This is a genomic window from Stenotrophomonas sp. STK16_22, from assembly GCF_051984505.1.
Lineage (GTDB): Bacteria > Pseudomonadota > Gammaproteobacteria > Xanthomonadales > Xanthomonadaceae > Stenotrophomonas > Stenotrophomonas maltophilia_A.
In genome coordinates this window covers 2589582-2602177 of sequence record NZ_CP196972.1, presented here as the reverse complement: position 1 = coordinate 2602177, position 12596 = coordinate 2589582, and the positions used below count along the sequence as shown (strand labels likewise).

12 protein-coding genes are annotated in these 12596 nt (G+C 65.9%); 5 read left to right on the top strand and 7 right to left on the bottom strand.

Annotated elements, in window-relative coordinates; translation table 11 throughout:
- Positions 1-69 precede the first annotated feature (69 nt).
- A complete protein-coding gene (locus ACSYAO_RS11990) occupies positions 70-516 on the top strand; it encodes an REP-associated tyrosine transposase (RefSeq protein WP_049462776.1) in 447 nt (148 codons plus the stop codon).
- A 208-nt stretch (positions 517-724) separates the two neighbouring features.
- On the opposite strand, the gene ACSYAO_RS11985 is transcribed toward ACSYAO_RS11990, so the two are convergent.
- The 7 genes from ACSYAO_RS11985 to ACSYAO_RS11955 form a co-directional block, all read right to left on the bottom strand.
- A complete protein-coding gene (locus tag ACSYAO_RS11985; RefSeq protein WP_049462775.1) occupies positions 725-2188 on the bottom strand; it encodes an esterase-like activity of phytase family protein in 1464 nt (487 codons plus the stop codon).
- A gap of 21 nt (positions 2189-2209) precedes the next feature.
- Positions 2210-4528, bottom strand: a complete 2319-nt coding sequence (locus ACSYAO_RS11980; protein ID WP_049462774.1) for a TonB-dependent receptor — start codon at positions 4526-4528, stop codon at positions 2210-2212.
- Positions 4529-4833: 305 nt separating this feature from the next.
- A complete protein-coding gene (locus ACSYAO_RS11975) occupies positions 4834-5391 on the bottom strand; it encodes a YrhA family protein (protein WP_223224634.1) in 558 nt (185 codons plus the stop codon).
- A 155-nt stretch (positions 5392-5546) separates the two neighbouring features.
- Entirely contained in the window at positions 5547-5996 is a 450-nt protein-coding gene (locus tag ACSYAO_RS11970; RefSeq protein WP_223224633.1) for a DUF2894 domain-containing protein, read from the bottom strand.
- Entirely contained in the window at positions 5914-6552 is a 639-nt protein-coding gene (locus ACSYAO_RS11965) for an OmpA family protein (protein WP_046986176.1), read from the bottom strand. Before ACSYAO_RS11965 ends, ACSYAO_RS11970 begins: the two co-directional genes overlap by 83 nt.
- Positions 6549-8813 (bottom strand): DUF802 domain-containing protein, encoded by a 2265-nt coding sequence (locus ACSYAO_RS11960; RefSeq protein ID WP_049462771.1) that lies wholly within the window; start codon positions 8811-8813, stop codon positions 6549-6551. The genes ACSYAO_RS11965 and ACSYAO_RS11960 overlap by 4 nt, the downstream gene beginning before the upstream one ends.
- Positions 8814-8823: 10 nt before the next feature.
- A complete protein-coding gene (locus tag ACSYAO_RS11955; RefSeq protein WP_049462770.1) occupies positions 8824-9477 on the bottom strand; it encodes a DUF3348 family protein in 654 nt (217 codons plus the stop codon).
- Positions 9478-9621: 144 nt separating this feature from the next.
- On the opposite strand from ACSYAO_RS11955, the gene ACSYAO_RS11950 reads away from it, so the two are divergent.
- The 4 genes from ACSYAO_RS11950 to ACSYAO_RS11935 all read left to right on the top strand — a co-directional run bounded on the left by ACSYAO_RS11950 (position 9622) and on the right by ACSYAO_RS11935 (position 12581).
- On the top strand, positions 9622-10539 hold the full coding sequence (locus tag ACSYAO_RS11950) for a M14 family metallopeptidase (protein ID WP_032129976.1): 918 nt from the start codon (positions 9622-9624) through the stop codon (positions 10537-10539).
- An 84-nt stretch (positions 10540-10623) separates the two neighbouring features.
- Positions 10624-11034, top strand: a complete 411-nt coding sequence (locus ACSYAO_RS11945) for a hypothetical protein (protein ID WP_049462769.1) — start codon at positions 10624-10626, stop codon at positions 11032-11034.
- A 2-nt stretch (positions 11035-11036) separates the two neighbouring features.
- Entirely contained in the window at positions 11037-11729 is a 693-nt protein-coding gene (locus ACSYAO_RS11940; RefSeq protein WP_032129974.1) for a hypothetical protein, read from the top strand.
- A gap of 96 nt (positions 11730-11825) precedes the next feature.
- The gene (locus tag ACSYAO_RS11935) at positions 11826-12581 is read left to right on the top strand and encodes a DUF3307 domain-containing protein (RefSeq protein ID WP_134951469.1); all 756 of its coding nucleotides are present in this window, start codon (positions 11826-11828) and stop codon (positions 12579-12581) included.
- Positions 12582-12596 lie beyond the last annotated feature (15 nt).

Sequence of the window (12596 nt, the reverse complement as noted above, 5' to 3'; positions counted from 1 at the left end):
AGACATCTCCGAACTTCCATCGAGGCAGGGCCTGACGTTCAACGCGCAATGATCGCTCCACCATGGGGCATGAGCAGCCATCGCCTCCGCCTGGGCCGTCACTCGATCATCGGCCAGGTCTACGTTCTGACAACGACCACACATCAGCGCCGCCGGCTCTTTGAAAGCGAAGCTGCAGTGGCATGTGTAATCGACCAGCTTCATTACATCGAACAGCGCGGGCTCGTACAGTCACTCGCATGGGTCGTCATGCCGGATCACGTCCACTGGATGTTCGAGCTGCGTGCAGCTCACCTTTCAGGCATTGCGCGCCGAATGAAGTCGTCGAGCGCGCTTGCCCTGAATCGCCTGGCGGGTCGTCGAAGTACGGTGTGGCAGCCTGGCTACTTCGACCACGCCGTGAGGGCCGAGGAGTCGCTGGCGCGGCAGGCGCTGTACATCCTGGGGAATCCGGTACGCGCCGGTCTTGCCCGTCAGGTTGGCGAGTATCCGCATGCGTGGTCGATATGGGCGTGATGCCGGCCAGCGGCCGGCACTACCGGTTGCGGTGAGGGCTGAGCAGGCGCTGTACATCCTGGGAATCCGGTACGCGTCGGTGTTGCTGGGCAGATTGGCAATTATCCGTATGCGTGGTCGGTCTGGTCGTGATGCCGGCCAGCGGCCGGCACTACCAGGGGTTCGAACATGGCGGTTGCCGGCCAGGGGCCGGCACTACCCGTTGCAGTCAGGGTAGCGTGAAGCGGTAAACCAGCACGCGGTTGTCGTTGTCGTACGCGCTGTCGCAGGATTGGCCCTGCATGCGGCAGTGGCGGGCGATGAAGTCGTTGTCGTTGCCGATCAGCAACAGCACGTCGTTCGGATGCTGCGGGTCCAGCGCTGGCAGTACGTCCATGGCTTCCCACTTTTCCGAGAGCAGCCCGGCATGCGGGCCGCGCTTGGTGTTCAGGTCAAGGCCGGCACGCGCCAGCTGCGGGCGGTCGAGCAGGTTCAGCAGTTCGTCGCTGCGTGCGGGCACGATGCCGTCCTTCAACACGGTGCCCGCCGGGTCGGCCAGCACCGAGGCCGTACCGGACTCATAGTTGCTTCCTGCCAGGTTGCTGGCATCGGCCACATCCACCAGCAGCACCGACTTGTAGACGATCGGGTCATCGCCGTCCTTGCCCAGACCGTTGCCATCGCGGGCCAGCAGCAGGAAGCGGTGGGCATCCAGTGCACGCAGCTCGCTCTGCGCGGCGGTGCGGTCCAGCTTGCCCTTGCCGTCGTGCGCGTAGGCGGGCAGGGCCATCACGTAATGGCCGATCGGCTGCTGTGGCGTTGGCGAGGCCGTCACGTCGTAGACCAGCACGCGGGTGTTGATGCGTCCGGCCGCATTGCCCTGCGCGCTGTCCTGCAGCGTCGCGCTTTGCAGGGCCACGAACAGGCGGCTGCCGTCGGGTGACAGGCCCATGCCTTCCACGCCTTGGTTGTTGCGGCGGCCGGTCTGCGGTGGCGCCAGTGAACCGAACGCTGGCTTGCCATCTCGCTGCGGACGGATCGCCGGCGGCGCCACGATCACGCCCTGCAGCTGGCCCTGTGCATCGAAGTAGTAGACGTTGGCGGTGTACTCGTCGCCGATGTAGAAATGACCATCGGCGGTGAACTGCAGCGACTCCGCATCCAGCGAGACCTTGCCTGCGCCTGCGCCTGCGCCGCTGGCCGGCGAGGGCAGCACCACCTCGCGCTGGGTGATCGTGTGCTCACCCGGGTCGGCACCGGTGAACGGCTGCCCCTTGAAATCCTTAAGTACCACGCCCTTGTCGGGCACCATGCTCAGCGTGCCAAGCGCAGGCTTGCCCGGGGTAACGTCGATGCGCAGCTGCATGCGCTCCACGCGACCGGCGTAGTCGTAGAACAGGCCGGCCTCGGGATCATTACGACCGCGGTCGGGCAGGGTCCAGAGCACGCCTTCGTAGCCGCTGGCGGTGCGCTTCCAGGTGCCGGGCTGCACCGCCAGCGACGAAAACGAGCCCAGCGTATCGCCGAGGAAGTCCACCGTGCCCGCGGGCAATCGCCCGGCGGCGACCAGGCCCTTGTCCACATAGGTACGACCGCCCAGCTGCAGGGTGCGCGGTGGTGCACCCGTTGCCTCATGCGGAGCGGAGTATCCGCTGGCGGAGAGGGTGGCCAGCAGCAGGGCGGTCGCGAGCATCGGTGGACTCCGGGTGGTCGATCAGAAGCGAAGGTCGATCGTACCGAACACCTGGCGCGGTGCCGAGGCATGGAACACGTACAGCTTGCCGGCCGGGTCGCTGGGCGCGAACACGCTCGAATCCAGGTTGCTGGCGTAGCGCTTGTTGGTCAGGTTGGTCACGTTGAACGACAGGCGCATGCCCTTGGCGAAGCCGACCTGGCCGAAGTCATAGCCACCGGCCAGGTCGAACACGGTGAAGCTGCCGAAGCCCTGGTCGTTGGTGTAGGTGTAGAAGCGCTCGCCGGTGTACTTGCCACGCAGGCTGGCGAACCAGCCGTTGTCACGCCAGGTGATCTCGGTGGCCAGCAGCTGCTTGGGCGTATCGGTCTGGATCTTGCCCTTGATCTGCTGCTCGACACCGGCCTGCACGTAGTTGGAGGCGTAGGTCGAACGGTTCAGCGAGGCCGAGGTGTACCAGCTGAAGTGCTCGTTCGGGGTCCACAGCACGGTCAGCTCGGCACCGCGGCTGTCGACGCCGCCGACGTTGTAGAAGCGGTTGCCGCAGGTCGGGCCGACCGGCTGCCGCGAATCGCAGGGGTTGTACTGCAGCAGGCGGTTGTCGAAGCGCACGCTGTAGGCCGCGATCGAGGCCTGCAGGGTATCGGTGACGAAGCGGTAGCCGGCTTCGACTGAGCGTGACTCCTCCGGTTTCAGGTTGCCCTGTGCGTTCCAGGTGGCCTGGCTGACCGCCTGCGGACCGAGCTTGAAGCCGCCCTGGAACATGGCGATGTTCTCGGCATAGCTGGCGAAAATCTCGTGGTGCTCGGCCAAGCGGAAGTTGGCGCCGATGCTGGGCAGGAAGTTCTTGCTGGCCTTTAGCGAGCCGGTGGCGAACTGGTTGTTGGAGGTCGGCGAGATCGGCGTCTTCGCGTCGCCCGGCAGTGCCTGTGCGTCGGAAGTGGCGTGCGGGCTCTTGGCGCCAAATTCCAGGGTCAGGCGGTCATCGAGCAGGCGCCAGGTGTCCTTCAGGAAGAACTGATGGGTCTTCCAGCGGGTGCGCTGGGCGAACACGCCCACATCGGAGGGCAGGGTGTTCATGCCGCTCAGGTCACGCGGGCCGTCCACGGCGGTCTGGTAGCGCTCGGCGCTGCTGGTGTTGCGCTCATACCAGACGCCGCCTTCGATGCGGTGCGCGCCCAGTTCCCAGTCGAAGGACAGCGTGCCGCCGTCGCGGTCGATGGTATAGATGGTGTTGCGGAAGATGATCGGAATCTCCTGCGCGGTGCCCTTGTTCGACCACGCGCCGCTGTTCCAGTTGTGGCCTTCGCCACGGTCATCGTGGTGGTAGGTCAGGGCGCGCAGGTTGAAGCCATCGGCCAGGAAGAAGTCGCCGGCCAGGTAGTACAGGTTATCGTCGCGCAGGATCTGCCCGGCGGTGAAGGCACCATCGGCATCCTTGTCCGGGCCGCTGCTGTCGCACTTCTTCGCGTTGAAGCTGGCGGTGTTGCAGTAGGCCTTGGCCACGGCCTTGTTCCAGTCCGGCGCGTAGCCGCCCCAGTCCCAGCCCAGGCCGCGCGACATCTCGTCCTTGGACAGGTAGAAGTAGTCCGCCTGGGTGGTGCGTGAGGTATCGACGAAACCGGTGATCTGGCCGCGGCCAAAGTTCCACACGCCCTTGGCATTGAACTGCTTGGTGGTGGATTTGTTGTAGGCGGTCTGGTCGTTCCACAGATCGGAGACGGCATTCATGCCGGAAACATAGCCGGAGAAGCCGTTGTACTCGCCGCTGTCCACGCGCACGAAGGTGCGGCGGTTGGCATCGCTGCCGAAGGTCTGCACCACGCGGCCGCCGAGTTCCTGGGCCGGGCGGTCGGAGGTATAGGAAATCGTGCCGCCGAGGTTGCTGGTGGACGGCGTGCCGAGGCTGCCGATGCCCACCGCCAGTTCCGCGCCGGCCATGTTCTCGCTGATCAGCGCACGGTTGATGGTCAGGCCGTTGTAGTTGTTGTACGCGCCATCGCCCAGCGGCACGCCGTCGAGCGTGTAACCGAGACGGGTGGAGTTGAAGCCGCGCAGGCTGAGGGTCATCGACTGCTCGTTGGTGCCCAGCGCATCGGCCGACTGCGCGTTGACGCCAGGCAGTAGATTGAGCGTCTTCTGCAGGCTGGTGCCCGGCGGCAGGATGTCGAGGTTCTCGCGGGTGATGCGCTGCACCTGGCGCGCTTCACCGCTGCCGATCACCGAGACCGCATCGAGATCGGTGGCGGAGGTGCCAGTGGAGGTCGGGGCAGCATCCTGCGCCCAGGCCGCGGGAGCGAGCGCGATCGACAGCGCAGCGGCCAACAAAGTCTTCGTCATGTTACGGACACTCAGGCAGGCACAAGCCACCGCACGGGCGCGGAGCTCATGGAGTTCAAAAGGGGAGACAACCGATGCGACCGGTGACGCTGCAGGCGCCGTGGATCAACGTGAAAATGGTGCGCTAGACAGATGACTGTCTGGTGACACTGTCATTTGTGCTGGCAACTGGCCCGCGGCGCGGCGTCTCGTTGCACTCCAAACGGCCGGTTTACTGCATTGGTAGATGCCAACCTTGGTTGGCATGCGCAGCGTTGAATGGATGCTGCGCCACTCAGTTGTAAGAGTTTCGGCCCAGGTTGCCGTCAACAGCGTTGTTCTATCAAATCGAGTATGTGGGACAGAAGTCTGTCGAAGGAGGCAAACTCTTCATAGACGTTATCGAACGCCACTTTGTCGCGGACTTGGTCCAGGCCGGTTCCAGAGTCGAAGACATAGCAGTCCATATCACTCTCTCCGAGCTCTATATAGCCGTCCATGAATCCCTGGTCGCGTGCAAGGAGATTCATTTCCACCAACGCAAGGGCTGAGCCGCCATCGGAATAGGGGCGTGGAATGCTCGAGTAAAGGAATGCTCCCTCTGCTGCCAGACCGTCGTGGCTTGAAAGGAAGTCCAGATAGGACTCCGGCAGGGCGATGCCAAGCGTAGAAAGCGCCAAGCTCTGGAGGGCTTCGATGCAGGAACGTCCAAGTGAAGGGCCAAGGTACATCTCGGCTTTGCTGAGAGCCGCGCGGAGCTTGAGAAGTCTGGCTTCTATTGAAGGCTGCATCTGCTGAGGTTGGAGCTCACGGGCGAGGGTATCAGGCAGACATTGGCGAGATTCATCACCCGACGTCAATTCAAGGCGTTCCAGACAGGTCAAGCCAGTCAATCAATGACGCGATTGGCAATCGGCGTCGATTGGGCAGCAGCGCGGCTGGGAATCGAAAAGCGCCAACCAAGGTTGGCGTCTACCAGAAGCGTGGATCAGGATTCTCGTATCCAGGAGCGCCGAACGGGGGCGGCGTCAATGCGCGATCAACCCGCGTTGCGCGGCTTGCGCGTGCGCTTTGGCTTCGCGGTATCGCCGCCGCTGGCGGCGCCATCCTGCAGCGCCTGCAGCCAGGACAGGGTGTCCACGTAGTCGATGAAGTGGCGCAGGTAACCGGGGCTGGTCGACTGCATCGTGTCGAGCATGCGCTGCACCAGCACCGCCGAGTTCAACGGGCCGCCATCGGCCGGAGCCTCGGTGCGCAGCGAGCGGCGCACCTGCAGTTCGCTGCGCAGTTCCGACCACTCGCGCTGCACCTGCTGCAGCATCGGTACCTGCGGGTAATGCGGCAGCGAACGCGATCCCGCATCGAGATCGCGCACCAGTGCGCGCAGGCCCTCCAGTGCGGGCGGCTTACTTGGCATCCGCGGCCTTGGGCTTGGGAATCGGCGCGATTTCCACGCGACGATTGCGCGCGCGGCCGTCTTCGCTGGCATTGGAGCTGACCGGCTGCTCGCTGCCGAACGCGGCGGCGAATACCGCGTCAGCCGGTACGCCATCGGCAATCAACGTGCGGGTCACGGTCAGCGAACGCTGCGCGGACAGCTCCCAGTTGTCGGCGAAACGCCGGTTGCCTTCGCGCACCGGTGCGTCATCGGTGAAGCCGCTGACCATCAGGATTTCTTCGCGCGTCCCCAGATAGGCGGCCAGCGGTGCGGCCAGGCTGCGCAGCAGCTCCTGGCCTTCCGGCTGCAGCTGGTCCGAGTTCAGCGCGAACAGCACGCTGCCGCTGATGCCGATGCGTCCATCGACCAGGGTCACGCGACCGGCGGCCAGCGGGCCCGCCAGCGCCTGTTCCAAGGTCTGCAGGCGCTTGGCTTCGGCCTGGCGCTGCTTCACTTCCTGGTCCAGTCGCTGCGACAGCTCCAGCTGCACGGCAACCACACCGACCAGTATCAGCACGAACGCGCCCAGCAGCACCGACATCAGGTCGCCGAAGGCGGCCCAGATCGGGGCGTGTGAGCCGCCGTCGACCTCCAGCTCGTCGCTCATGCGCTGCCGGCCTTGCCGCGGCGCGTGGCCAGCTGCTGCAGTTCTTCCATCACCTGCTTCTGCGACAGCAGGCTGAGGTCGACCACCTCGCGTGCCTGCGCCACGTAGTAGGCCAGCTGCTCGTCGCTGCGCGCCAGCGAGGCATCCAGTGCGCCGCCGATCTGTTCCAGACGGCCGGACAGCTCGGTGGAAGCGCTGCCGAACTGCGCAACCGCGTCGCCGAAGGCGCCAGCCAGCTGGCCAACGTCGCCCGCGCTGCCGCTGAGCGCTGCGGCAATGCCATCCAGCTTGCCGGTCTCGGCGGCGATATGGTCGGTGAAGCGGTTGCCGACGCGTTCCAGCAGCTCGGCCGAACCACCGACCAGCGCGTCCACGGCGGTGCGCTGCTCGTGCGAGGCATGGTTGATCGCATCCAGCAGGGTCTGCACGGTGGCCAGCAGCCGGCCGCGCTCTTCCAGCATCGCGTTGTCGCGCACCAGGCTCTCGGAGAGCGTGCTGCGCAGCTCGTTGATGACGTCGGCGGCGGCCTTCGGCGCAGCGGCGGCGGTCTGCAGCAGGGTGGACACTTCCGCCAGCGTGGCGCTGGCCTGGGCGCGGCCGTTCTCGCCGATCTGCTGTGCGGTGGCCGCCAGCGTGTCGCAGACCTGCTGCTGCTGCGCGGCCAGGCGTTCACCGTTGGCCTGCAGGCGCTCGGCCAGATCGGCGGAAACGTGCTGCAGGGCATCGCTCCAGCGCTGCAGGCGCTGTTCGTCGCCGGCCTGCAGCTGGGCCTGCAGCGCGGCGTGGGCCTGCTGCAGTTCGGCACTGACCGCATCCCAGCGTGCCTGGCGCTGCTGCTCGCGGCTGTCCAGGCTGGCCTGCAGTTCGGCGTGCGCGGTCGCGGCGGCGGCCTGCGCGGCCTGCCACCGCTGCGAGCGCTGCTCTTCATGATTCTGCAGCAGCGCCTGGCTGGCGCTGTGATGCTGTTCCAGTGCCTGCAGCAGCGCCTGCGCACGCGCGTCCAGATGCTCGCTGGTGGCCAGCAATGCCTGCTGCTGGCGTTCGACCAGCGCGGTATTCAACGCCTGCTGCTGTTCGGCGGCGGCGCGCCAGGCCTCGGCATTGCCGCTGGCATCGGCATGCAGGCGCTCGCCGATGCGTGTCACCAGTGCTTCGGCCTGCGTGCCCTGGCCATCGCTGAAGGCCTGCAGGTGCTGACGCAGATCACTGACCAGTGCCTGCTGTGTCTGGCTCTGTTCACTCAACGCCTTGGCCCAGCTGGCCTCGGTCGCCACGCGGCTGCGCTCGAAGCCTTCGCTCAGGCCAGACAACTGCTGCTGCACCGCCTGTTCGACACGGGCATGCAGCGCCTCACCATGGTGGGCCAGTCCGGCCAGGGTGGTCTCGGCCATCGGCTGCAGCGCGCCACCGATGGCGGCGGCGCTGGCCTCGGCACCCTCGCGCAGCGACTGCTGCAGCGAGACGGCCAGGCGTTCCTGCAGCGCCTGGCTCTGGGTCAGGAACTCGGCCTGGCCGGCCAGCAGGCGCTCATTGGCGGCCGCACTGTGCTGTTCAAAAGTGCTGGTCATCGCCTGCAGGCGGTCGACCAGCGCTGGCAGCGCCGCGGACTGTGCCTGCAGCAGGCGCAGCGACTCGGCGCGTTGCCAGGCCTGCGAGTAAGGATGCAGGTCGCCGGCAATGGCGCGGTCCAGCTGCTGCACGGCCTGCAGACGGTCGCGACGCAGCAGCGCTGCCAGCAGGCCGAGCATGGCCGAGCTGGCCACACCGGCGATCGAAGTGCCGAATGCCACGGCCAGGCCTTGGACCGGCGACGCCAGCGAGCCGCGGATGGCGGCCATGTCGGTTGCGCTCTGCAGGGCCAGGCCGGTGCCACGCAGCGTGTCCATCATGCCCAGCAGGGTGCCGAGCATGCCCAGCAGCACCAGCAGGCCAACCAGGTACGGGGTCAGCACCGGCGCGGGCAGGGCGGTGCGCTCGCCTTCCACGCGCAGGCGCACGGCGTTGCGCAGGCCCATCGGCACGCGCTCCAGCCAGGGGGCAAGGCTTTCCTTCGCGCTGGAGAGATCGCTCAGCGCGCTGCGCAGGCCGTTGCTGGCCTGCCGATAGCGATGCAGCTCCACGCCACCGGCGATGTAGCAGGCCGCGATGATCGCCGCCACCGCTGCACCCAACGGATGCACCGAAACGTAGCCAATGCCGATCCAGCACACGGCCAGCAGGCCGACAAGGAAAACAACGACATGGAAAGCAGTTCTGGACATGGTGTTCCGGTCAGTGGGAGCGCAGGGCGTCTTGCAGCCCTTCGATCGGGTGGAAGCGCAGCTGCAGCTCGGCAAGCAGCAGGATGCGCATGTCATGGCGGAAGGCCGCGCGCCAGCCGGGCTGGCCGTGCACGCGTTCAAAACGGGCGCCGAGCACCGCCGGCGCAGTGGCCAGCAGGCTGTGCTCGCGCGGGGTGAGGGTCTGTTCCATCACCGCATCGACCTCGGCCAGCCGTGCCAGCTCGGGTGAAACCTGCACCAGCTGGTCGCGCAGGCGGCCGCGCAGGCGCCCGGTGGCGGTCTGGATGGCCTGCTGCAGCACCCGGTAGCGCTGGCGCAGCGAGGCGAAGTTGGGTGCGGCGGTGGCTTCGGCCAGGTCCAGCAGGCGCTCGGCCTCGGCATCCTCACTGATCGAGGCCAGCAGGCTGGCATGGGCCTGGGCGCAGTCGCCCAGCACATCCCCGGCCGCTTCGGTGGCCTCACCCGGCTCGGGCAGGCGTCCGCCGAGCGCCCCGGACAGGGCCACGGCACGGCTCCAGTCCACCCATTGGCCGAGGCGATCGGTCAGGGCGGGACTGCTGGCCGGCATCGCGCCGTCGCTGAGACGGGCGAGCAGGCGGAGGAATTCCGGTCCACCCAGGACCGGCTGCGCTGCGTTCGCCATCAAGGGGTGAGGGGCCAAAAACCGTCGATTTTACAACCAGATGACCCGGCCTGGATGAAGGCGGGGCCGGGGGAGGGCACCCGCAGGCGCGACAGGGCTTAGAATGTCCGGCTGCACCCATCCGTTCGACCCTTGGAGTACCCCATGACTGTTGCGCAGTTCTACCCGATCGGCACCCCCGGACAGCCCTGGGGCGACGCGGAACGCGCACAGTGGCGGGCCCGCCAGCAGCGCCAGCGCAGCTACCACGACGACGTGGTGGCCGCCCTTGAACGCCTGGACGACAGCTTCGATGTGATCCAGTACGGTCAGCTGGACTATGCACCTGACCATTACCCGCTGTTCGCCGTGGTCAACCACGACTGGAACCCGGCGCTGCCGACCGCGTTGATCACCGGTGGCGTGCATGGCTACGAGACCAGCGGCGTGCACGGCGCGCTGCAGTTCCTGGAACAGCAGGCCGAGCGTTACCTGGGCCGGCTGAACCTGATCGTGGCGCCGTGCGTCAGCCCGTGGGGCTACGAGCGCATCCAGCGCTGGAACCCGGATGCCATCGACCCGAACCGCAGCTTCCGTGACGGCGGCCAGATCGAGGAAGCCGCCGCGCTGATGCGCTGGGTGGCCGAGCGCAAGCCGAACCTGCTGGTGCACCTGGACCTGCACGAGACCACCGACAGCGACCTGCACGAGTTCGATCCGGCGCGCTGCGCCCGCGACGGCAAGCCGTTCGAGCGCGACACCATTCCGGATGGCTTCTACGTGATCGGCAACAGTGAAGATCCGCAGGCCGAGTTCCAGAAGGCCCTGATCGCCGCAGTGGCGCCCATCACCCACATCGCCCCGGCAGACGCCGAAGGCAACCTGGTCGGCCTGCCGCTGCAGTCGCCAGGCGTGGTCTGGGGTGAGTCGCGTTCGATCGGCGCCTGCGCCGGCTTCACCGACGCGCGCTTTGCCACCACCACCGAGGTCTACCCGGACAGCCCGCGTACCAACCCGCAGGAATGCAATGATGCGCAGGTGGCGGCGGTGTGCGCAGGCCTGGATTTCGCCCTGACGAAGTAAGGCACGTGGGTGTGCAAGCGGACCCGGCAGGTTCCTGCACGATGCGCCGGGTCATAGGATCGATTGTCGGGTTACGATCGGGCGATGACCACGATCAAGATTCTGCCCCGGCCATCACTCGTATCGGTCTTGGTGGCGACGACCGCACTCGGTGGATGCAAGCTGTCGGCGCTCGATCTGACGCCGCCGCGGGTGATCCAGCTGTCCTGCAGCAGCACAAGCGCCACGCCCCAGACGCCGATGGTGTTGATCCTGGACTCCGGCCAGGCGTCGGTGGTCTGGGTCAACCGTCCGAGCGCGCGCGCGGGCAGGCTGGAGGTGGAGGCAAACGTGTATCGGCTGGATTTTCCGCCGGTCGCTGGCGCGGGCAGGCTGCAGGCGGTGATCAACCGCTACGACGGTAGAATGGCGTTGAGCGGGCCCGGCACAGATGTGGCCGGCGCTGGCCAGCCGCAGATGTCCTGTGAGGTACAGCCTGTGCAGCCCAAGGTATGAACATGCCCGATACATCGTCTGATCTGATTGCCGTGCTTACCGGCGACCTGGTCAAGTCCACGGAGATGGACGCGGCCACCATTGATGACGTCCGTGAAGTGATTTCCGTTGCCGTGGCCCAGGCCATGGAGTGGCCTTTGCCGGGCATTGTCGGCCCCGAGTTCTACCGGGGCGATGCCTGGCAGCTGGCGGTCACCCAGCCGCACGGTTTCCTGAGGTTGGCGACCTGGATCAAGGCCAAGCTTGCCGCATCGGAGTCGCGGGCGCGCACCCGGATCGCGATTGGACTGGGTACGGTAGAGGCATTGGACCGGAAGGCGGTGTCGCGTTCGCTGGGTGAGGCATTCGTGCTGTCCGGTCGGTTGCTTGAATCCATGGGGCGCACGCAGGACATGGACGTAGCCCTGCCAGTACAACGGGAGGATCTGTACTGGTTACCGGCAGTGGTGTCTGCCTGCGATGTTATTGTCGCGCGCTGGACACGCAGTCAGGCTGAGGTGGCGTCGTTGTTTCTGATCCCCGATGCCCCCTCGCAGTTGGAAGCTGCCAATGCGTTGAACCGGCACCGACAATCGGTGAACCGGGTCTATCACGATGCTGGCGTCTTTGCCTTGCTGGCGCTGATCACCGCGGCTGAACGTGCACTGATGCAGCCGTACGGGAGCGTTCACGGTTCTGGAAAAGCAACTAAATAGCGTTGCTTTGGCTTAAGCAACTAAATTTCGTTGCTTCTGGCGGCGACTTGGCTATCGCGAAGCGAGCCACAGGAAGGACTCACAGGCAGAAAGGACATGCTTGAAACGCTGCTCGTACTGTTGACCGCTCACCTTGTCGCCGATTTCGTGCTTCAGACCACGAAGATGATCGCGCGCAAGCAGGAACTGCATGGCCTGCTGCTGCACGTAGCAGTGGTGCTGCTCGTCATCGCCGCGCTGACCGGTTCAATCAACCCATGGGTCTATCTCATCATCGGTTTCAGCCATGCGGTGATGGACTGGATCAAGGTGCATTGGCTCCCCGATGGCGTGCACGCATTCGTCATTGACCAGTTGGTGCATATCGCCTTCATCGTGTTGATCGCGTTGATGTTCCCTCACGTTGCCCGCGATGGCTGGTACGGGATGATCCCGACCCAGGTCCAACTGTTGATGTATCAGGGCATGTCGATCGCGAGCGGCTTGATCCTGGTGGTCAACGTCGGCGGCGTCCTGGTGGAGAAGCTGCTTGCGCCGTTCACGGCAGGACTCAATATGGGAAGCGCAGAATCGGCGCCTACGACCGCAGCCGTGCAGAGCGACGATCACAAGGGTATGCAGACCGCAGGGCGCTATATCGGGCGGCTGGAAAGAGGCTTGATCTTCATGTTCCTGCTGCTGGGCCAGCCGGAGGGCGTGGGGTTGATGCTGGCCGCCAAATCGGTGCTGCGCTTCGCCGACCGGCAGGCGCGGGCACACACCGAATATGTGATCATCGGTACCATGCTCAGCTTCGGTTGGGCCATCGCCGCAACCATGTTGACCAAGCTCGCCATCTCGCATTGGCGCTAGCGGCTGCGGCGTTGT